This is a genomic window from Micromonospora sp. DT231, from assembly GCF_049847025.1.
Taxonomy (GTDB): domain Bacteria; phylum Actinomycetota; class Actinomycetes; order Mycobacteriales; family Micromonosporaceae; genus Micromonospora.
On the sequence record NZ_JBNCNO010000001.1, the window covers coordinates 622,134 to 642,679 of the forward strand.

The 20,546-nt window shown below is 70.8% G+C and carries 22 protein-coding genes and 1 pseudogene; 15 read left to right on the plus strand and 8 right to left on the minus strand.

Annotated elements, in window-relative coordinates; genetic code table 11:
• Positions 1-22 precede the first annotated feature (22 nt).
• From ACPXBU_RS02640 to ACPXBU_RS02655, 4 genes are all read right to left on the minus strand, one after another.
• Positions 23-814, minus strand: a complete 792-nt coding sequence (locus ACPXBU_RS02640; protein WP_425756100.1) for a maleylpyruvate isomerase family mycothiol-dependent enzyme — start codon at positions 812-814, stop codon at positions 23-25.
• Positions 815-923: 109 nt separating this feature from the next.
• Positions 924-2,417, minus strand: coding sequence for an MFS transporter (locus ACPXBU_RS02645; protein WP_393368900.1), 1,494 nt, complete (start codon positions 2,415-2,417; stop codon positions 924-926).
• A gap of 33 nt (positions 2,418-2,450) precedes the next feature.
• Positions 2,451-3,080, minus strand: a complete 630-nt coding sequence (locus tag ACPXBU_RS02650; RefSeq protein WP_425756103.1) for a TetR/AcrR family transcriptional regulator — start codon at positions 3,078-3,080, stop codon at positions 2,451-2,453.
• Between the two features lie 137 nt (positions 3,081-3,217).
• Positions 3,218-3,433, minus strand: a complete 216-nt coding sequence (locus tag ACPXBU_RS02655) for a hypothetical protein (RefSeq protein ID WP_425756719.1) — start codon at positions 3,431-3,433, stop codon at positions 3,218-3,220.
• Between the two features lie 129 nt (positions 3,434-3,562).
• Here ACPXBU_RS02655 and ACPXBU_RS02660 point away from each other — a divergent pair, with 129 nt between their 5' ends.
• The 9 genes from ACPXBU_RS02660 (at position 3,563) to ACPXBU_RS02700 (ending at position 9,327) form a co-directional block, all read left to right on the plus strand.
• Positions 3,563-3,820 (plus strand): hypothetical protein, encoded by a 258-nt coding sequence (locus tag ACPXBU_RS02660; protein ID WP_425756105.1) that lies wholly within the window; start codon positions 3,563-3,565, stop codon positions 3,818-3,820.
• A gap of 129 nt (positions 3,821-3,949) precedes the next feature.
• On the plus strand, positions 3,950-4,816 hold the full coding sequence (locus ACPXBU_RS02665) for a helix-turn-helix domain-containing protein (protein WP_425756107.1): 867 nt from the start codon (positions 3,950-3,952) through the stop codon (positions 4,814-4,816).
• On the plus strand, positions 4,809-5,006 hold the full coding sequence (locus ACPXBU_RS02670; RefSeq protein ID WP_425756109.1) for a DUF397 domain-containing protein: 198 nt from the start codon (positions 4,809-4,811) through the stop codon (positions 5,004-5,006). The genes ACPXBU_RS02665 and ACPXBU_RS02670 overlap by 8 nt, the downstream gene beginning before the upstream one ends.
• A gap of 145 nt (positions 5,007-5,151) precedes the next feature.
• Positions 5,152-5,508, plus strand: coding sequence for an L-rhamnose mutarotase (locus tag ACPXBU_RS02675; RefSeq protein ID WP_425756111.1), 357 nt, complete (start codon positions 5,152-5,154; stop codon positions 5,506-5,508).
• A gap of 202 nt (positions 5,509-5,710) precedes the next feature.
• A complete protein-coding gene (locus ACPXBU_RS02680; protein WP_393368922.1) occupies positions 5,711-6,541 on the plus strand; it encodes a peptidoglycan-binding domain-containing protein in 831 nt (276 codons plus the stop codon).
• 182 nt (positions 6,542-6,723) lie between these two features.
• Positions 6,724-7,140: a DUF6069 family protein gene (locus ACPXBU_RS02685; RefSeq protein WP_425756113.1), complete on the plus strand. Its 417-nt coding sequence runs from the start codon at positions 6,724-6,726 to the stop codon at positions 7,138-7,140.
• Positions 7,141-7,178: 38 nt separating this feature from the next.
• The gene (locus tag ACPXBU_RS02690; protein ID WP_425756115.1) at positions 7,179-7,532 is read left to right on the plus strand and encodes a YciI family protein; all 354 of its coding nucleotides are present in this window, start codon (positions 7,179-7,181) and stop codon (positions 7,530-7,532) included.
• A 20-nt stretch (positions 7,533-7,552) separates the two neighbouring features.
• Entirely contained in the window at positions 7,553-8,752 is a 1,200-nt protein-coding gene (locus ACPXBU_RS02695; RefSeq protein WP_425756117.1) for an RNA polymerase sigma factor, read from the plus strand.
• Entirely contained in the window at positions 8,749-9,327 is a 579-nt protein-coding gene (locus ACPXBU_RS02700; RefSeq protein ID WP_425756119.1) for a dihydrofolate reductase family protein, read from the plus strand. Before ACPXBU_RS02695 ends, ACPXBU_RS02700 begins: the two co-directional genes overlap by 4 nt.
• A gap of 51 nt (positions 9,328-9,378) precedes the next feature.
• Here the strand turns inward: ACPXBU_RS02700 and ACPXBU_RS02705 are convergent, their stop codons facing one another.
• Positions 9,379-10,641 carry an MFS transporter gene (locus ACPXBU_RS02705; protein ID WP_425756121.1) on the minus strand — a complete coding sequence of 421 codons (1,263 nt, stop codon included), beginning with the start codon at positions 10,639-10,641 and terminating at the stop codon, positions 9,379-9,381.
• A 72-nt stretch (positions 10,642-10,713) separates the two neighbouring features.
• Between ACPXBU_RS02705 and ACPXBU_RS02710 the strand changes: the two genes are divergently transcribed.
• The 3 genes and pseudogenes from ACPXBU_RS02710 to ACPXBU_RS02720 all read left to right on the plus strand — a co-directional run bounded on the left by ACPXBU_RS02710 (position 10,714) and on the right by ACPXBU_RS02720 (position 13,004).
• Positions 10,714-11,697, plus strand: coding sequence for a DUF5937 family protein (locus ACPXBU_RS02710; RefSeq protein ID WP_425756123.1), 984 nt, complete (start codon positions 10,714-10,716; stop codon positions 11,695-11,697).
• A gap of 149 nt (positions 11,698-11,846) precedes the next feature.
• Positions 11,847-12,407 (plus strand): annotated as a pseudogene (locus tag ACPXBU_RS02715) (snapalysin family zinc-dependent metalloprotease); the annotation flags it as partial.
• 192 nt (positions 12,408-12,599) lie between these two features.
• Positions 12,600-13,004 carry a hypothetical protein gene (locus ACPXBU_RS02720; RefSeq protein ID WP_425756125.1) on the plus strand — a complete coding sequence of 135 codons (405 nt, stop codon included), beginning with the start codon at positions 12,600-12,602 and terminating at the stop codon, positions 13,002-13,004.
• A gap of 9 nt (positions 13,005-13,013) precedes the next feature.
• On the opposite strand, the gene ACPXBU_RS02725 is transcribed toward ACPXBU_RS02720, so the two are convergent.
• Positions 13,014-13,850, minus strand: a complete 837-nt coding sequence (locus ACPXBU_RS02725; protein WP_425756127.1) for a DUF3152 domain-containing protein — start codon at positions 13,848-13,850, stop codon at positions 13,014-13,016.
• A gap of 137 nt (positions 13,851-13,987) precedes the next feature.
• Between ACPXBU_RS02725 and ACPXBU_RS02730 the strand changes: the two genes are divergently transcribed.
• Entirely contained in the window at positions 13,988-14,488 is a 501-nt protein-coding gene (locus tag ACPXBU_RS02730) for a SigE family RNA polymerase sigma factor (RefSeq protein WP_393368940.1), read from the plus strand.
• Positions 14,485-15,240 (plus strand): hypothetical protein, encoded by a 756-nt coding sequence (locus tag ACPXBU_RS02735; protein ID WP_393368942.1) that lies wholly within the window; start codon positions 14,485-14,487, stop codon positions 15,238-15,240. Before ACPXBU_RS02730 ends, ACPXBU_RS02735 begins: the two co-directional genes overlap by 4 nt.
• A 16-nt stretch (positions 15,241-15,256) precedes the next feature.
• On the opposite strand, the gene ACPXBU_RS02740 is transcribed toward ACPXBU_RS02735, so the two are convergent.
• Complete coding sequence (locus tag ACPXBU_RS02740; RefSeq protein WP_425756130.1) at positions 15,257-18,028, minus strand: ATP-binding protein; 2,772 nt, start codon at positions 18,026-18,028, stop codon at positions 15,257-15,259.
• Between the two features lie 203 nt (positions 18,029-18,231).
• Here ACPXBU_RS02740 and ACPXBU_RS02745 point away from each other — a divergent pair, with 203 nt between their 5' ends.
• Entirely contained in the window at positions 18,232-19,680 is a 1,449-nt protein-coding gene (locus tag ACPXBU_RS02745; protein ID WP_425756131.1) for a M28 family peptidase, read from the plus strand.
• Between the two features lie 61 nt (positions 19,681-19,741).
• Here ACPXBU_RS02745 and ACPXBU_RS02750 read toward each other — a convergent pair whose 3' ends face one another.
• Positions 19,742-20,440: an SDR family oxidoreductase gene (locus ACPXBU_RS02750; protein WP_393368949.1), complete on the minus strand. Its 699-nt coding sequence runs from the start codon at positions 20,438-20,440 to the stop codon at positions 19,742-19,744.
• Positions 20,441-20,546: the final 106 nt, after the last annotated feature.

Here is a 20,546-nt window from a genome sequence, read left to right on the forward strand (position 1 = left end):
GACCGGCCCGCACGGCCGCCGCTCAGAAGCCGACGAAGACCCGGCGCAGGTCGTCGAGGGTCACCGCGCCGGTCACCCGGACCCCTTCGGGGGTGTGCTGGGCGCCCAGCCGTCCGGTGGCCAACCGCAGCCACGCCTCGGCCGGTGCCGCCAGCTCCCCGTCGGGACGCTCCGGCGCGTCGACGATCTCGACCTTCTCGCCCAGCCGCAGCCCGAACGTCCGCTCGGGGGTGTCCAGCCGGACCAGCAGTGTGGCCTCCCGCCCGGCCAGCTCCTGCGGGCGGCTGGTCCAGGACAGCATGCCGCCGATCTGATCGAGCAGCAGCGCCACCGCCGCCGGCGTCACCGCCGCGAACGGGTTGAACGCCACCTCGGCGTCCCACTGGTGCAGGGCGAACTCGCTGAGTCGGAACCGGGCCGCGGTGGCCACGTCGATCGGCTCCGGCAGGAAGCCGAGGTCGACACGCATCGTGGCCCGGGTCTCGGCGTCCAACGCCTCGTACGCCTCGACCAGCCGCTCGTTGGCGGCGAGGAACCCGGCGGCGTGCTCGGCCGGGGACATCGCGTCCCAGCGCGCCCAGACGCCACGGTTGAAGTCCCCGTCCGGGCCGGGCGCGCCGGTGCGGGCGGCCTCCAGCGTCGCCAGGTTGATCTCGGCGCCGCTGCCCAGGTGGCTCAGCACCTGGGACACCTGCCACTCGCTGGCACCCGACGGGCGGAGCAGGTCGTCCTCCTTGAGGTCGCGGACGAGCGCGGCGAGTTCCTCGTGGCCCGCGCGCAGAGCCGTGATGATCTGGTCAGCAGGGGTCGGCATGGATCTCCTCAAACGGATATTCGACGATGGTCGGGACGTTACCGGACGTGACCGCCGGCCGGCCCACCCCACGCTCGGAGCGATCCGGCCGGCGGCCACGTCGGTCGGCTCAGCCCATGTGCACGGTGGTGCCGGTCGGGACGTCCTCCTTGCGCACCTTCACCAGGATCAGGGTTGCCAGGCCGGCGAGCACGATCAGCGCCGCCCCCCAGGCGAACGCCACCCGGTAACCGTGCACCAGCGCATCGACCTGGGTGACCGGGTTCGGCGCCCGGCCGACCAGGTAGGCGGCGACCGCGCTGGTGTAGAAGGTGTTCAGCAGCGCGGTGCCCAGCGAGCCACCGATCTGCTGGGTGGCGTTGAGCGTCGCGCTGGCCGCGCCGGCGTCGTGCTCCGGCACCCCGACCAGGGCGAGGCTGGACAGCGGGACGAAGGTGAAGCCCAGCCCGAGGCCCAGGATGACCTGGGCGGGCAGCAGGTGGGTGAGGAACGAGGTGTCCGCGTCGATCTGGGTCAGCACCAGCATGCCCAGGGCGGCGAGCACGGCGCCGGCGACCATCAGCGGCTTGGCGCCCAGTCGCGGCATCAACTGGCTGGCGCCACCCGCGGCGATGAGCACACCGGCGGTGACCGGCAGCGACGCGAGACCCGCTTCCAGGGGCTTGTACTGCAGCACCACCTGGAAGTAGAAGGTCAGGAAGAGGAACGCCCCGAACAGGCCGGCGCCGATCAGCGTGGAGGTGAGGAACGCCCCGCCCCGGTTGCGGTCCAACACGATGCGCAGCGGCAGCAGCGGGTGGCTGGAGCGCAGCTCGATCACCACGAAGGCGGCGAGCAACACCACGCCCGCGGCGATGAATCCGAGCGTCGCGGTGGCGTCCCAACCGTCCTCGGCCGCCTTGGTGAAGCCGTACACCAGGGAGACCAGGCCGGCGGTCACCACGATCGCGCCGGGTACGTCGTAGCGGGTGTTGCCGTGCGCCCGGCTCTCCGGCACCAGCGGGATCGCGAACGCGATGGCGATGGCGGCGACCGGAATGTTGACGAGCAGGCACCAGCGCCAGTCGGCGTACTCGGTGAGCACCCCACCGAGCAGCAGACCGACAGCCGACCCGCCGCCGGCGATCGCGCCGTACACCGCGAACGCCTTGGCCCGCTCGGTGGCCTCGGTGAACAGCACGGTGAGCAACGCCAGCGCGGCCGGGGCGAGCAGCGCGCCGAAGGCACCCTGCAACGCGCGGGCGGCGAAGAGCATCTCGCCGCTGGTGGCCAGACCGCCCAGCGCGGAGGCGAGCGCGAAGCCGGTCATGCCGACGATGAACGTGCGCTTGCGGCCCCAGTAGTCGGCGATCCGGCCGCCGAGCAGCAGCAGGCCGCCGAAGGCCAGCGTGTAGGCGGTGATCACCCACTGTCGGTTCGCGTCGGTGATGCCCAGGTCGGCCTGCGCCTGCGGCAGCGCGATGTTCACGATGGTGGCGTCCAGGACGACCATCAGCTGCGAGACCGCGATGACCGCCAGCGCGATCCAGCGCCGCGGGTGTGGCGCGCTTGTCGACGCCCCGGCGCCGGGTGCGCCAGGTGCGGTCGAGGTGGTTCCGGACATGGTGAAGCCTTCCGTGTTGCGGATGTCGATGGGTCAGGCCTGTGACGGGCGGTCGGGTTGGTAGCGGAGTACCGGGATCAGCACCTGGTCGACGACCTGGATGAGGAACGCGTCGTCGGCGGGCAGGCCGTGCGCGACGAGGCGGGACATGGTGAGCGCGGGCGCGAGATCGTGGAACAACTCCCGTTCGCCGGCCTCCGGCGGGATCTCTCCACGGGCGGCGGCCCGGACCAGGATGGCGGTGCTGGCCACCCGCCCGGCCGGCAGCACCTGGTGGCGTACCAGGCGTTCCAACTCGGGGTTGGTCCGCATGGCGAAGGTCAGCGCCTGCATCAGGTCGCAGTCGGCCACGCAGATCGCGGCCGTGGCGCGCAGCAACTCGATCAGGTCACCGCGCAGGCTGCCGGTGTCGGGCGGGTTGTGCACACCCACGTGCCGGTCACGCAGGGCGGCGACGACCAACTCGGCCTTGCCGTCCCAGCGCCGGTAGATGGTGGCCTTGCTGACGTGGGCCCGGGCGGCGACGCCGTCGATGGTCATCCGGTCGAAGCCGACCTCGCGCAGCAGGTCGATGACCACGCCGAACAGGTCGCTGTCGGTGCAGCGCGGACCCCGGGCGGCCGGCACCCCGGCGCCCGCGCCCACCTGCTGACCACCAAGCATCCCGACCCCCCGCGAAACGATGTCGTACTGACCCTAGTTCGCGGAGGGCTGATTGTGCAGGCTTTCGTGAGTTGCCTCGCACTGAGTCGACGAAACGATTGCGTTTCGCCCAGGCGTCCGGCAGATGAACCCGGTGGTCAGCCGCCGGCGTGCACGCACCGCACGTGCTCGGGCTGAACGAACAGGGTGCGTCGGGCGATGGCGTGACCCCTGCTGTCGAGCTGGTAGCAGTCGATCCAGCACCAGCCGTGGTAGGTGGGCCAGTCGAGCCTTCTGATCACCCGCACCGCAATCGGGATCATGAACTGGACACTGGCGGCACGATCCAGTCGCAGCACGTCACCTGCCTTCACGACCGCTGGTTCTCCCGGTCGCGCCAGGCGTTGAGGCGTACGGCGGCCTGTCGCAGACGAGGGCACGAGCCATCAGGGCGGCACTTGGAGCAGACGTCGCGATGATGAAAGTCGATCACGTAGCCAGCCATGATCACCAAGAACGGCGGCTCGGGCCTGATCTCCTCACGCATCATGACGGTCGTCTCGCTGGTTGCCACGCATGCGCGCTCGTCGCTTGCTCGTGGCCTGATCCGGCTGCACTGGTGGCGTAGGAGGATCGCACGCCACGGGTTGGTAGGCGGAGCGCTCGACACGTCGATCGGTCCGTCCGGACGCTGGAACCACTTCCATCGACGCACATCCGCCTCCCGAGATAACTGGCCTCTGGCAGGCACGATTCAGTAGCGTCGAAGTCTCGTGCAAGACTCCACGTGAGACTCTCATGAAGAGATGCGCCTTCGGAGTGTTGATGCATGAGCAGTCTCACTACAAGCCAGATGACGCGTCGGGATGAGACGAGGAAGATGGTGGTCGATGGCTGAGGTTGGTTCGACCGTGCCGAGAAGAGAGCTTGGCCGGCTGTTGCGCCAGACCAGGGAGCAGGCCGGCGTCGGGCTGGAGGCCGCGGCCTCTGACCTGGAATGGTCCCGAGCCAAGATGTATCGCATCGAGTCCGGCCAGACACCCGTGCGTGCCCTGGACGTAGAGCAGATGTGTCGGCTGTATGGAGCCTCGCCGGAGATGACCGAAGTCCTGGTGAGCCTCGCCAAGGAGTCCAAGAGCAAGGGCTGGTATCACGCCTACGGGGAGATCATCCCGAGGTGGTTTCAGCTGTACGTAGGGCTTGAGTCAGCAGCCAGCAACATCCGGACCTACGAGCATGCGTTAGTGCCTGGCCTGTTGCAGACGCCGGAGTACACCGCTGCGGTCGTCCGCACGAGGCAGGGTGCCTCCGACGAGGAGGTGGCCAAGGTCATTGGGCTCAGGACGGAACGGCAGCGGCTTCTCACCAGGCGGCATCCTGCGGCACCTAAGTTGGAGGTGGTCATGGAGGAGGTGGTGCTTCACAAACTCGTCCCCGGCATGGCCAAGCAGATAGACCGCCTGTTGGCCTCAAATGAAGCCCCTAATGTGTCCCTCAGGCTCCTGCCGATAGCTCACAAGCTGAGCAGGGCGGCCATAGCGGGAAGTTTCGTAGTGCTCGACTTCCCGACGAAGGGTGCCAGGTCGGCAGAGCCAACGACCGTCTTCAAAGAGAGTGTGTCAGGGGCTTTGTATCTTGACCGTCTTGAGGAGGTCAAAGCGTACGCCGAGGTGTGGAACACGCTCAGGGAGCAAGCTCTGAGCGTGGAGGATTCGTGCAAGCTGATGCAAGAGATCAAGGAGAGGCACCATGGGTGATCTGACCGGCGCTACCTGGCGCAAGAGCACCAGGAGCAGCGATTCGGGTAACTGCGTTGAGGTTGCTGACAACCTCCGTGACGTCGTCGGTGTGCGAGACAGCAAGGATGTCCAAGGGCCGGCCCTGGCGTTCGCTGCGGACACCTGGCGAGCCTTCGTTGCTGGCGTTCGGGCTGATTCCCTGAGCTGAGCGCGCTTCGGAAGCGGAGTCACCTGGCACCGACCAGGCGTTGATCTCGACGCGGGCTACTGAGATCATCGGTCGCTTGGTCTGCGGGCCCGGCTCGATCCGATCAGCTCACACGAAGGGGCACGACGTGCAACGTCATGGCTGCGTGATCCGACTCCGCCCGGAGCAGCGGGAAACCTACCTGCGGCTCCACGCCGACGTCTGGCCCAGCGTCGAGCAGACGCTGCGCAAGGCGAACTTCCGCAACTACACCATTTTCCTCCACGAGGACCTGCTCTTCGGCTACTACGAGTACGTCGGCGACGACTACGAGGCCGACTCGCAGCTGATCGCCGCGGACCCGCAGACCCAGGAGTGGTGGAAGCTGACCGACCCGTGTCAGGAGTCGATCGCCGAGCCCGGCTCGGGAGACTGGTGGGCCCCGATGCGCGAGATCTGGCACCTGACCGACGAGGCGGTCGCGCAGGCACCGGATCCGACCCGGCAGGGCTCCGTCACCTAGACGAGTGAGTGTTGAGCGGTATGCCGCAGAGTCATGGTTATGAATCTGCGGCATACCGCTCACTACCGCGTCCGCCCCCGCGGACGTGACCAACGGTCACCGTTGGAGGTTCGTTCGCTCCAACGGGGTGACAACTCGGCTCGCGCATTGAAGACTAGCTTCATTCGTCCATGTGGATTGGTCGATATCCTACGGAGGAAGCGTGCTCACGAGAAGGAAGCTGCTCGTCGCCGCAGCAGCGGCCGTGGTCGGCGTTGTGCCGCTGGCTGGCAACGCGGCCGCGGCCGCGTTGCCAGAGCTGAACATGGAGGCGCTGATCAAGGCGGCCCAGATCGACCCTCGTCGGCCGGACACCGCGCTGACCGAGGGGGCCAAGGACAGCGTCCTGCTGGTGGAGCGCGCACTCCAGGCGAGAGGGCTACTCTCGTCGGCGTACGTCGACGGTCACTTCGGCACCACCACGATCGCCGCGTACGCCGCGTACCAGCGGTCCCTCGGCTACACCGGTCTCGACGCGACAGGTCTACCCGGCCCGTCGTCGCTGCGGTCGCTCGGCGAGGGACGGTACACAGTGGTCAGGGCGATCTCGCCGGGCAGTGTGGTGACCCTGCGCGGTGTGCAGGTCAACACGCGCACCAGGTCGATGCTGATCGAGGCCGAACGCCTGCTCGGCCGCCAGCTCGCCATCACGCAGGGCTCGTACAGCAGCGGTGTGGGTGCCTCTGCCGGCACGCACGACGGCGGCGGCGCGCTCGACCTCTCGGTCAGCGGTCTCTCCTCGGCGGTCCGGACGGACGTGCTGCGTCGACTGCGCACGGTGGGCTTCGCCGCGTGGCTGCGGACCCCGGACCAGGGGGACTGGGGTTACCACATCCACGCCATCGCGCTCTCCGACACCGACCAGTCGACAGGTGCGCAGAACCAGGCCGGCGACTATTACCTCGGTCGTAACGGCCTGGCCAACCGGGGCGTCGACGATGGCCCAGCGGTCAGCCCGAAGCGAACCTGGGAGGAATACCAGCGCACGCTCTGAGGCCTACCGGTTCACCCACGTCGATGCCGGCCACTGAGCCCGGACATCTTCACCGTGCAGCAGGTGTCCAACCAAAAATCTTCGGCAGAACGTGGGCGTGCTTGTCGATCGGGGTCGGTCCCATTCGTAGCCCTGGTGAGAGCCCGCCACCGCGGCGGGCCACCGACCCACCGGAGGGCACGATGACCACCACAGCGACCACCACCACCCCCGCCACCACGTCGACCGTCGGCGCGCTGATCCGGACCGGTCTCGTCGCCACGGTCGCCGCGAGCGCCGCCACCATGGCCATCGCCGCCGTCGGCCGCGCGGCGGGGATCAGCCTCGACGTGGCCGACGCGCCGATCCCGGTGTCGGGCTTCGGCGTGCTGACCGCCGTATTCTCGCTGGTCGGGGTGATCCTCGCCGCGCTGCTGTCCCGCTTCGCCGGGCGTCCGCGGCGCTCGTTCGTGCGTACCACTGTGATGTTGACGGTCCTGTCGCTGGTGCCGGACGTGATCGTCGACGCCGGGGCGGCCACCAAGGCGCTGCTGATGCTCACCCACCTGGTCGCGGCCGCGATCGTCATCCCCGCTATCGCGCGCCGCCTGGCCGCCTGACCTGTCGCCACTCACCATCCAACGGTTGGAGGATCGTCATGAAGCAGTACCTGCTGTCCGTGCACGCCGTCGAGGGCGCGCCGGAGATGTCCGACGAGGAGACGCAGACCATGTTCCGGGAGACCGGCCGGGTCAACGACGAGATGCAGGCCGCCGGCGCCTGGGTCTTCGGCGGTGGGCTCCGGTCGCCGGACAGCGCCACGGTCGTCCGGGTCGAGAACGGCGCCACCAGCATGAGCGACGGGCCGTTCGTCGAGACGAAGGAACACATCGCCGGGTTCTGGGTCATCAAGTGCGCCGACCTGGACGAGGCGTTGGTCTGGGCCGAGAAGTGCGCGGCGGCCTGCGGCCCGATCGAGGTGCGCCCGTTCGACGACCTGTCCCAGGCCTGACCGGGAGCCGGCCGGCCGACATGGACCTGGGGAGCATCTACCGCGCGGAGTACGGCCGCTGTGTCGCCACCCTGGCCCGCCTCCTCGGTGACCTCAGCCTCGCCGAGGAGGCGGTCCAGGACGCCTTCACCAAGGCTCTGGAGAAGTGGCAGACCCCGCCGCCCAACCCGGGTGCCTGGATCGTGACCACCGCCCGCAACCGGGCCGTCGACCGGCTCCGCCGGGAGTCGACACGGGAGGCGCGGCACGCCCAGGCCCTGCTGCTGCACCACCAGGACGAGCCCCGAGAGGTGGGACCGGTGAAGGACGACCAACTGCGACTCATCTTCACCTGCTGCCACCCGGCGCTCGGTCCGGACGCGCGGACCGCCCTCACGCTCCGCCTGCTCGGCGGTCTCGACGTGCCCGAGATCGCCCGGGCCTACCTGATCCAGGAGTCGACTGTCGCGCAACGCATCGTGCGCGCGAAGAAGAAGATCCGGGACGCCGGCATCCCCTACCGGGTACCCGCCGAACACGAGCTGCCGGACCGGCTGCCCTACGTGCTCACCGTGCTCTACCTGATGTTCAACGAGGGCTACGCGTCCACCGCCGGACCGTTGATCAGAACGGACCTGTGCGCCGAGGCGATCCGACTCACCCGCGAGCTTGCCGCGTTGATGCCCGACGAGCCCGAGGTGTTGGGCCTGCTCGCCCTGCTGCTGCTGACCGAGGCGCGCCGCCCGGCCCGGCTCGACCCGTCCGGCGAACTGGTGCTGCTGGCCGACCAGGACCGGTCACTGTGGAACCGGGCGCTCATCGCCGAGGGGCACGACCTGGTCCGGCGTTGCCTGCGGCGCAACCAGCCCGGCCCGTACCAGATCCAGGCCGCGATCGGCGCGGTGCACACCGACGGCGCGGCCACCGACTGGCCGCAGGTCCTGGCACTGTACGACCAGCTCCTCGCACTCACGCCGAGCCCGGTCGTCGCGCTCAACCGTGCGGTTGCCGTCGCCGAGGTGCACGGGCCGGCGCTGGCCCTGGCCGGGTTGGCGGATCTCGACCTCCCGGGCTACCACCGGCTGCCGGCCACCCGCGCCGAGCTGCTGGTCCGGCTCGGCCGCGACGAGGAGGCCCGAGCCGCCTACGACCAGGCCATCGCACTGGCCACCAACGAGACCGAGCGGGCCCACCTGCGGGCTCGTCGTACCGCACTCACCCGTGAACGGAGCACATCATGACCGCCACCTACACCGTCGACGTCTTCTCCAGTCTCGACGGCTTCGGCAGCAGCAGCGGCAACTGGGGCGGCTACTGGGGGAAGCAGGGTCCCGAGCTGCTCGCGCACCGCCTGGCCGTCTACGGCGAGGAGCAGCGCATGGTCTTCGGCGCCCGTACGTACCGGGCGTTCGCGCAGATGCTGGCCGCCAGCACCGAGGAGTCCGAGGTCCGCGACGCCTGGGTGACCCGGATGAGGAGCCTTCCGGCGACAGTGGTGTCGAACACGCTGGAAGGCCCCCTCGACTGGCCGGACGCGACAGTCCTGCGAGGCGACGCCGTCGACGTCGTCGCCCGGCTCAAGGAGGAGTCCGACGTGCCCCTGCGCTCGCACGGCAGCCTGTCGATGAACCGGGCGCTGCTGGCCGCCGGACTTGTCGACCACGTCCAGGTGACGCTCTTCCCGGTGATCACCGGACAGACCGGAACCGAGCCGATCTTCTCGGGAGCGGCCGACTTCGACCTGGAGCTGATCGAGAGCCGGACCCTCGACGGCCGCACCCAGGAGTTCACCTACCGGCCCACCCTGCACGTCTGAGCCGTCTGGGCATCCTCGGATGGCCGATCGCCGGCTCACGGTGGCGGAGAGTCAGTCGACCGTGGGCGGCCGGTGGAGCGTGCGCAGCGGAGAGCAGAACACCGGAAGCCAGGTCAGCGCGTTCGCGATCGCGCCGACCACAAGCGCGGCACGGACGCCTCCGTACTGTCCGAGCACTCCGGCGAGTACCGCGCCGATGGTGAGGGCGCCGGTGAGCAGAAACCGGAAGGTGGCGTTCATTCGTCCGAGCAGCGCATCCGGGGTGGCGCCCTGGCGCAGGCTGACCCCGATCACGTTGCCTACTCCCGTCCGCCAGGCCAGCGCCAGCCAGCCGACCCCCGCCACCCAGAGCATCGGTCCCGTGTCGATAAGCGTGACCAGTCCGCCGAGTGGCGCGGCGAGCAGCCCGGGCAGCCAGAGGGCGCGGCCGTGACCGATCCGCTCGGCGAGCGGGCGTGCGGTCACCGCGCCGAGCAGGGCGCCGATCCCGCCCATGCCGAGGAACAGGCCGAGGGCGGCGGCGCCCAGCCCCAACTCGCGGAGGAACACCACGGGCAGCAGGGTCGTGGTCAGTTGCATGGTCAGGTTGATGCTCGCGGTCGAGAGGGCGAGCGGGCGGAGCAGGGGGTTGCCGGTCACGTGCCGGACGCCCGCGCCGAGCTGTTGGACGAAGCCGCCTGGCGCCCGCGGCGAACGGCTGCGGGGTGCCTCGGCACGGATCCGGGCCAGGATCACACCGGACACCACGAAGGTCACCGCGTCCAGCACGATCGCGACCGGGGCCGTGAGCGCTTGTACGACGATCCCGCCCAGACCTCGACCGGCGATCTGCATGGTCGCGCTGGTGCTCATCATCAGAGCGTTCGCCGCCACCAACCGGCCCCGGCCGACCAACTGCGGCAGATAGCTCTGCGCGGCGACGTCGGCGAAGACGGTGGCGACTCCGGTCAGCAGTACCACCAGGTACAGCTGCGGGATGGTCAGCCCCCCGGCCCACCATGCCAACGGCACCGATGCGACAAGCGCCGCCCTGGTGAGATCGGCGGTGACCAGGACGGCGCGGTGCGGCAGCCGGTCCACCCAGACTCCGGCCGGCAGGCCGATCAGCAGGAACGCGGCGGTGCTCAGCGCGCCGAGCAACCCGACCTCACCAGGGCTTGCCGACAGCAGGGACACCGCCAGCACCGGCACGGCCAACTGGCCGATGTGGAAACCGACTCCATCGACGAGGGCGGCGGCGTAGAGCAGTCGGAATGTTCGCGGCCAGGGACTGTCCTGGTCCTTCGATCCAGTCGTCATCGAGGCGGTGGTCATGCCGCCACGGTGGCGGCGGCAGCGCCTCGAACCGATAGATTTGACTCTCGCCGAATCCGTCGGGGGCGCCACATGATGCTTGTCGGTCTGAACGCGCGGGACCTGGCGATGACCCGATTCGCGGTGTCACCACTCTGGGAAGCGGTGGCGAGCGTACGAATCGTCAAGCGGCCACATCAGTTTCCGGAGCATCTGGCCTGGTCCGAGCGGGTCCGACCACGCTTGGCCGGCGTGCGGTGGCAGCTCCTCGCCGAACTGGTGCGGGTGCCGACGTCGATCATCCCGACCTTCGTCTGCCCGCCGCCGGCCACCTCACAGCCCACCCTTGACGTCGAGTTGGCGTCCCTCGTCACCACCCCTGCCGACGCGGTGCGGGCCAGCCTCGACGAGCTGTCCGGGCCCCGGTCATCGGCCCTGGCGGCGCTGTACGCCGACCCGCCCAGTCACCTGGCCCGGCTGGCCGAGGCCATTCGGGCGTACGTCGACGCGGTCATCGCTCCCTACTGGCCCCGGATGCACACCCTGCTACAGCGGGAAGTGCTACTCGGCGCACAGCGCATGGCCACCGACGGAGTTCACGGCCTGCTCAACCACCTCGATCCCAACGTCCGGCTGCAGGCCGACACGCTGTCGGTGGAGCACCTCGCCCGCAGTGGCACGGTGCGACTCGACGGGCGGGGCCTGCTGCTCGTACCGTCGGTGTTCATCGGCCGTCGGGTGTGGTCGAACTTCGGCTCTCCTGGACAACCGGTGCTGCGCTTCCCGGCGCGGGCAGCGGCTACGCTGTGGGAACGGGATCGGACCCCGCACGCGCACGCGCTCTCCCGGGTGCTGGGTCGGACCCGCGCGGCGCTGCTGCACGAGTTGGCCGTGCCGACCTCGACCCTGGAACTGGCCGAGCGGTGCCGGCTCACCTCGGGCACTGTGTCCCAGCATCTCGGCGCGCTGCGTGACGCCGGCCTCGTCGGCACCCACCGGGTCGGACGCTTCGTCCTCTACGCCCGCACCACCGCAGCCGAGGCGCTGATCGCCGCCAACGGTACGGCTGTCACCTGAGGCTGGTCGGCGAGGCCCGCCACGGCAATGGCGCACCTCGGCGGTATGACGCTTCCGCTATGCCGAACATCGATGGCCGTCACACTAACATCAACGCGTATCGATGATCTGGCGGCCGGTGGCCGTCGACGAGCGCAGGGGAGTGCCCGATGTTCCGAGGACAACTGAGACGCGCGGCGCTGGCCGTGCTGGTGGCGATCCTGACGGCGGCCGGGACGCAGCTCGCCACCGGTACGCCGGCCGCCGCCGTTCGGACCGTCTACTACGACGCGAGTCGGACCGGCGAGTTCCGCACCAACTTCGACCAGGCGGCGCAGATCTGGAACAGCCGGGTCAGTAACGTCCGACTCCTGGCCGGCACCCCGGCCAGCATCACCATCTACGTCGACGACGGCTGGCCCCGCGCGCAGCCGACCGGTCTCGGCTCGGGCCGGATCTGGATGGGCCGTACGGCCGTCAACCAGGGCTACGACCGCACCCGCATCGCCACCCACGAGGTCGGCCACATCCTGGGCCTGCCGGACCGGCGCACCGGGCTCTGCTCCGACCTGATGTCCGGCAGCAGTGCACCGGTGTCCTGCCGCAACGCGACCCCCAGCGCGGCCGAGGCGAGCCGGGTCAACTCGCTGTTCGCCGGCAGCCTCGCCGCGCCGGCGAGTACGACGTACACCTGGACCGGCGCGTCCGACGTCGAGCCGCTCGTGGTCGGGCGGTGAGCCACGTCGACCTGCCGTCCATCCGCTCGTGGATCTCCACTCAGGTCGGTGGTCTGCCCGTCTGATCCAGCAGCGACATCGCGGGCGGGGGCGAGCGCCAGACGCGCCCCCGCCCCGGTGTCGCCCACGCCGAGTCGGCCACCGGCCGCCGGTCCGCCCGGCCCGGTCCGGTCCACCGCGATCCCGGTGCCCACCACCTCGGCGGGCGGTCCCCCCGCACCCATCGCCCCCGATCGCTCCACCGCTGGCGGGGGCGCCGGCACCCCCGGGGCCGCCGTGCCGCGCCGCGACGGCGACACCCCCGCGCCGACCGTCCCGCCGGCCCTCGCCACCCCCACCTCGAATGCCTGGCCACCCACGTCGTACCTGCTGGTCGTGGTGGTCCTCCTCGCGGTGCTGGTGGTGCTGTTCCTGCGCCGCCGGGCCCCGGTCCCCGTCGCCGCACCCGGTCCCGGTCCGGGCGCCGACCCGGCACCGGATCCCGGCCCCCTGCCCGATAACGTCAGCCGGTTGCCGACCAGCCTCAACGCCATCTACGAGATGGGCCGACAGGACGAGCGACTGGAACAGGAACGCCGCCAGCCCACCTGAGGCACGGCCTCAGGGGGCCGAGTACGCGCCCTCGCGCCGCGGGACGGCGTCGTCGTAGACCCCGACCGGCCCGCTGTAGCGGTCGGTGCCCGTCGGGTACGGCCAGGCGTTCGCGGTGCAGCCGTGCAGGCCCAACGTCTGCTGCTGCATCACCGGCGCCGGCCGGCCCCGCCGGGGGCACCGCTCGTGACCGAACCCGAGTTTGTGCCCCACCTCGTGGTTGACCATGTACTCGCGGTAGGTGGCCAGACTCGCTCCGTAATCGGGCACCCCCTTGACCCAGCGCGCCACGTTGAGCACCACCCGGCCACCGTTGCGGCACGAGGTGTAGGCGTCGGGCACGTCCTGGCAGAGCGTGTCGCGGGTGCCAGGGGTCGCCAGGTAGATGGTGAAGTCGGTCGAATCGCCGGCGCCCACCCGGCGTAGCCGCCACATCCCGCCGGCCGTCCACCCGCGGGGGTCGTTCAACGTCGCGGAGATGGCCGTCGCGACGTCGCCCACCGGCAGACCCCGGATGTCGCGTTCCACGGCGATCCGGTAGCGCAACAACCGACCCTCGGTCGCTCCGGTGGGTGCCGCCTCGGCGGGTGCCGTCGTCCAGCGGTTGCCGCCGGTGGCGGGGTAGCGGACTCCGACAGCCGGCGCGGAACTGGGCGGGACACCGACGACTCTGGTCGGCCGACCGGAGGCGGTGACCGTGGCCGGCTCGCTGGGCCGTGGCCCAGCGGCGACGGGATCGGTCTCGGGTTGCCCGGCAGCCGGTAGCCCACACCCGGTGAGCAGCGCCACCACCAGGAGTAACACCGCAGAGGCGGTACGCCACCGGCGGGTAACCTTCGTCGACATGTCTCTCCCCTCGCCCGCCGGTCGGCGGCGGCGCGGAGGAGAAGACGGGCGACCACCGGAAAAGGTTGAGGTGATCTGGACTCAACTTTTCCCCGGCCTCGCCCGTCTCTGGGGTGTGGCACGGGGAGGGTTCTTAGGTGGCGCGGGGTGACGCGGAGTTCGTCGAGTTCGCCAGGGCGGCGTCCGGGCGACTGGTGCATGCCGCGTTCCTCATGACCGGCGATCACCACCTGGCCGAGGACGCCGCGCAGACCGCCCTGGTCCGCACATATGCGTCCTGGTCACGGATCCACGACGACGACGCCTACGGGTACGCCCGCCGCACCCTGGTCAACCACCTGGTCGACGGGTGGCGGCGACCGATGCGGGAGTACCCGACCGACGAGGTGCCGGAGCAGCGGCGCGGCGACGTGGCCGACGAGGTGGCCACCCGGCGCTGGTTGATCGCCATCCTCGGCGCGCTCAGCCCTCGTGAGCGGGCCATCGTCGTGCTGCGCTACTACTTCGACCTTCCGGAGGCGCAGGTGGCTCGGGAACTCGCCGTATCCGTGGGCACGGTCAAGAGCACCAGCTCGCGAGCCTTGGAGAAGCTGCGCGCCGCCTCGCCGCGAACAGCCGACAGGGAGGCGCGCCGATGAGCGAGTGGGATCTGCTCCGCGACGCCATGCGGGCCACCGAGCGCCCCGGGACCGCGCTCGACCTGGACCTGGTCCTGCGCGAGGGGCGGCGGCTCCGTACCCGTCGGCGGGTTGCCGGAGCGGGAGCGGCGACGCTCGCGGCCGGACTGGCCGCCGTCGTCGCGGTGGGGGTCGTCACGCGGCCGGACGATCGGCCCGGACCCGAGCGCCCACCGCCGGTCGCCGTCGCTCCGCCGTCGGCCGCTGTCTCGCCGACGGCCCCGGGCTCGGTCGAGTCGACGCCACCGCCGACGATGGCCCGCGACGTGCCTCCCCCGAAGCCCCTGGGCCAGATCATCGACAGCGGGGTGCGGCACGGCTCCGACCGGCGGGTGTACTACGTCATCGGGCTGTCCGTGCTCAGTGCGCCCAAGGTGACGATCGGGCTGGCCGCCGGTCGCCAGGCACCGAACGGCGCCCTGACCACGGACATCCTGGCCAACGACGTCGAGGGGTCCGACCGCAGCCCCGGGTTCCACGAGATCGGCTACGACGAGAGCTCGTCGACCGCGCCGGTGCCGACCTTCGGATACTTCGTCGGCCCCGCCCATCGGATCATCGGCACGGTGGCCGGCCGGCAGGTCGACGCCCGACTGGCCCGCTGGAGTGTCGACAAGCAGGTGGTGATCTTCTGGTTCGACCCGGCCCAGTTGACCCCGGGGGAGCCGCTCGACGGCATCATCGCCCGCGACGCCAGCGGTCGCCGACTCTGACGCGCCGGCCTGTCGCTCAGGCCGGATCGGCCAGCCGGCGCTCGATCGTCACCGTCGTCCCCTCGGCGGTGGAGACCAGCCGCACGTCGCCGTAGGCGTTCATCAGCAAGGCGCCGCGCCCACGGTCCATCGCCGGCCGGCGGTCCCGCCAGGTGCCGAAGTCCCGCACCGAGATCCGGATCAGCCCGCCGCCCACCTGGAGCCGGACCCGCACCTCCGGACGGCTGGGCTGCTGCGCGTGCTCGACCGCGTTGTTCATCGCCTCGGACGCGGCGAGCAGAAGATCCTCCAACACGTCCGGGTCGACGTCGAGGTCGTCAAGCCTCAGCCGGACGTCCCGACGCATGGCCGCCGCCGAGGTGGGTGCGGACGGGTAGGTCCACCCGACGTCCAGGACGTCGCCCAGCCCGCTGCGGTCGGTGGCGGCCCGCGCCAGCACCGGCGCGTCCTGCCCGGGTGCGACCGTCCGGGGCGGCGCGACGGCGTTGAGGGGGTCGGGCCGCGCCGACGCCGTGTCGACTGTCGGTGCGGTGACGTCGCCGACCGTGTGGCTGCGGGCCCGCCGGATGCCGGCCCGGACCCGGGCGATCAGCTCGGCCGCGGCGAACGGCTTCACCAGGTAGTCGTCGGCGCCCAGGGTGAGGCCCTCCACGCTGGCCTGCCCACCGGCCCGGGCGGACAGCACCAGCACCGGCAGAGTGCGGGTCGCCGGGTCCGCGCGTAGTCGCCGGACCAGGTCGAAGCCGTCCAGCACCGGCATCATCACGTCGGTGAGGACCAGGTCCGGCCGTTCGCGGTGGACCTCGTCGAGGGCCTGCCGGCCGTCGGTGACGGCCCGCACCCGCCAGCCCTGCCCGGTGAGCAGCCGGCTGAGGTACGCCCGCATGTCGGCGTTGTCATCGGCGATGAGGATCCGTGCGCCGACCAGCTCGTCCACGGCCGGACCGGACACGTCGCCGGGCTCGGCCGGATCGCCGCCCGACTCGGTGAGCCAGCCCATCGCCTCCTCGACGGTGGCCCGCGCCGCGTCACCCCGTCCGACCGGCGACGGCCCGCTCCCCGCCGTGCGGCCCGCCGCCGACCAGGGCAGCGCCACGGTGAACGTGCTGCCGACACCCACGCTGCTCGTCACCCGCACCGCGCCGCCCTCCAGCCGGGCCAACTCGGATGCCAGGGCCAGGCCGATGCCCGTGCCCTCGTGGCTGCGGGCGCGGGCGCCGCGGACCCGGTGGAAGCGTTCGAAGAGTTTCGGCAGGTCCGCTTCGGCGATGCCGATGCCGGTGTCCGCGACGATGAGGCGGATCTCCTCGTCGTCGGCTTCCAGGGTGACCCGGATCCGGCCGATGAATGTGTACTTCAAGGCGTTCGACAGCAGGTTCGTGACGATGCGTTCCCAGTTGACCGGGTCGATCGTGACCGGCCGGGGCAGCGGCGGGCAGACCACCTCGAGAGTGAGTCCGGCCCGTTCGACGGCGGCCCGGAACACGCTGGCGAGCTCGGCCGTGAGCGCCGCCAGGTCGAGCACGCGTGCGTCGCTGCGAGCCCGCCCGGCCTCCAGGCTGGAGAAGGTGAGCAGGCTGTTGACCAGGGTCAACAGTCGCGTGGCGTTCCGCCAGGAGGTTTCCACCCGCTCCCGCTGCGCCGCCGGCAGCGGCGCCGTGGCGTCGGTGAGGGCGTCGGCGAGCGGGCCGAGGATCAGGGTCAGGGGGGTACGGAACTCGTGGCTGACGTTGGCGAAGAAGTCGGTCTTCACCCGGTCCAGTTCGGCGAGCGCCTCGACCCGGCGCCGCTCCTGCTCGTACTCCTGGGCGTTGCGCAGCGCCACGGCGATCTGCTGGGCCAGCAGTCGGTAGAAGGACCGGTACGCCTCGTCCAGACCTCGGTTGGGGCTGATCCCGGCCAGGAGGACGCCGAGCGGCTGATCCTCGCCGCCCGAGGGCAGCGGCAGTGCCAGCGCGGTCCGGACCGGGTCGCCCCACGGGCCGCCGGGCAACGCCAACCGGTCGGCGATCTCGGACACCGCGGTCGGTCGACCCTGCGCGGCGTCCGCCAGCCCCCACACGTCCGCGGCCGGGCCGGGGTCGGCCAGCTCGACGGTGTCCGGCAGTGCCCGCGCGTACCCCTGGTCGCCGCCGGTGCGGGCGACCCGCCGCAGCACCGTGCCGTCGCGCAGGTAGATGGCGGTGAACGGGACGTCGAGCGGGTGGCCCTCGATCGCGTCGGTCAGCCGGGCGCCGGTGGCGTGCACGTCGACGGTGCGTCCGTCGCCGAGAACGGACAGGTCGCGCAGCAGTCGCAGCCGACGTTCGCCGACCACCTGCTCGGTGACCTCGCTGCACACGGTGAGCACGCCGACGGTCTGGCCGTCGTCGTCGCGGACCGGGGCGTGCGAGACGCTGAAGTACGCCTCCTCGCGGTAGCCGGCCCGTTCCAGCAGCAGTCGCAGGGCGGGGACCCAGCTGGCCACCCCGGTCGCCGTGGCCTGCTCGATGAGCGGGGCGAGGACGTCCCATCCCTCGGCCAGGGTCACCCGGACGTCGTCGCCGAGCGCGGCCGGGTGTTTGTCGCCGATCAGGGCGGAGTACGCGTCGTTGTAGAGCTGGGAGAAGCTCTCTCCCCAGAGCAGCAGCATGGGGTACCGGGACGAGAGCACCGTCCGGACCGCGGCGCGCAGGCTCTGCGGCCAGTCGGTCACCGGGCCGAGTGGGGTGCGGGCCCAGTCCAGCTCTGCCATCAGCCGGCCGGTGTCACCACCACCGGTGAACAGGTCGATGCCGGGTCCCGTCACGCTTGGTCCGGCCCCATCGCAAGCCCCCGTTCCGGGCCCGACGACCCCTGCTGGCGTTACCTACCCATCCTGACACCTCTACTCACCTGTGCCGACGCCGGTACCTACCGTCGAAGCGACGGTGGTTCGGGACGAACGACCGATGCTCGCAACATTGATATCTGTAAGTGTCTCGGGTATCTCTCCAACCCCGAGGAGCCCCCATGAGAGGCAGAACGCTGAGCGCGGGTGTCGCGCTCGCCGTGTTCGCCGGGATGACGGTGACGCTGGCCGCCCAGCCGGTGACCGCGTCGCCCACCACCGCGACAGTGGCCCGGCCGATCGCCGCGTCCGCCGCCGCGTTGGCCGCACCGGACATCTCCGTCACGAACGTCCAGGCGCACCTGACCCAGTTCAACGCCATCGCCAGCAGCAACGGCGGCAACCGCCGGGCCGGCTCGGCCGGCTACGCCGCCTCACTCAGCTACGTCAAGACCAGGTTGCAGTCGGCCGGCTACACCGTCAGCGAGCAGTACTGCTCCAGCTGCACGTACCCCTCGAACAACCTGATCGCGGAGTGGCCCGGCGGCCCGACCGACCAGGTCGTCATGTTCGGCGCGCACCTGGACGGCGTCTCGGCCGGTCCGGGCATCAACGACAACGGCACCGGCTCGGCGACGCTGCTGGAGAACGCGCTGGTCCTGGCCGCGCAGAACCCGACAATGACGAAGAAGGTCCGGTTCGCCTGGTGGACCGACGAGGAGCAGGGGCTCAACGGCTCCCGGTTCTACGTCAACTCGCTGAGCAGCACCCAGCGCGGATATATCAAGGGCTACTACAACTTCGACATGGTCGGCTCGGTCAACGGCGGTTACTTCATCAACCGGGTCAGCTCGACCACGGCGGCGCCGCTGAAGGCGTACTGGGACTCGTTGGGCCTGTCGCCGGAGGAGAACGTCGAGGGCCAGGGCCGCTCCGACGACTACTACTTCCAGCAGGCCGGCATCCCGACCTCGGGTTACGCGGCCGGCGCGAGCGCCCGCAAGTCCAGCTCGCAGGCGGCCAAGTGGGGCGGCACCGCCAACTCCGCGTACGACCCGTGCTACCACCGCTCCTGCGACACCACGGCGAACGTCAGCGCCACGGTGCTGAACCGGGCGGCCGACGGCGTCGCGTACGCGCTGTGGCAGCTCGCCGTCGGCGGCGGCACCCCGAGCTGTTCCGGTGGTCAGGTGGTCGGAAACGGTGGCTTCGAGAACGGCGGCACGCCGTGGACCGCGTCCTCCGGGGTGATCACCAACGCCAGCGGCCAGCCGGCCCGGACCGGGTCGTACAAGGCGTGGCTCAACGGCAACGGCAGCACCCGCACCGAGAGTCTGTCGCAGTCGGTGACCCTGCCGGCCGGCTGCGCCAGCTACACGCTGTCCTTCTGGCTGCACATCGACACCGCCGAGACCACCGGCTCCACGGCGTACGACCGGCTCACCGTGCAGGTGGGTTCGACCACGCTCGCGACGTACTCGAATCTGAACGCCGCCGCCGGCTACGCCCAGCGCAGCTTCAGCGTGGCCGGGTTCGCCGGGCAGACGGTGACGCTGCGGTTCACCGGCACCGAGGACTCGTCGTTGCAGACCAGCTTCGTGCTCGACGACGTGACGTTGCTGGCGAGCTGACCGCGTCGGCGAGAAAGGGCCGCCACCGGTTCGTTGCGGTGGCGGCCCGTCGCGTCGCGGGTCAGGGGAGCTGCGGGTAGAGCGCGGCGACGCCGCCGGCCAGCCCGGCCTGCACCTGACGGCTGGTGTCGTCGGTGACGATCTCGTAGGCGTCGGCCTCGATGCCGTCCACTCCGATCCGGGCGATCACGGCCGGGTCGGACTTCGGGGCGTCAACCCCGGCGGCCATGTCGGTGTCCATGTAGCCGACGTGCAGGCCGGCGACCCGCACGCCCCGCTCGGCGAGCTGGACGCGTAGCGCGTTTGTCATCGCCCACTCGGCCGACTTGGCGGCGCCGTACGCGCCGACGGCCGGAAAGTTCACCCAGGACAGCGCGGAGAGCACGTTGAGAATCGTCCCACCGCCGTTGCCCGCGATGATCGGCGCGAACGCCCGGATCATCGACAGGTTGCCGAAGTAGTGGGTCTCCAGCTCCAGCCGGACGAGGTCCAGGTCGCCTTCGAGCAGATCGGTGCCGGTCTCGATGCCGGCGTTGTTGATCAGAAGCTGCACGTCGCCGGCCAGCTTGGCGGCGGCGGCGACCGAGGTGGGGTCGGTGATGTCGAGGCGCACCGGCGTCACGCCGGGTAGGTCGACGGTGTCCGGGTTGCGGGCGCCGGCGTAGACGGTGGCGCCCCGGGCGAGGAGTTCGGCGGCCAGGTGCCGGCCGAAGCCACGGTTGGCGCCGGTGACGAGGGCGGTGCTTCCTGCGATCTTCATGGTGGTGACGCTATCCCACCTGACTTCTGTACACCAAAGTCAGCTATCTCACGAAGCCGGTCCGTCCCGATCGGGAATACGACGGGGATGCGGTCACCACGCGGCC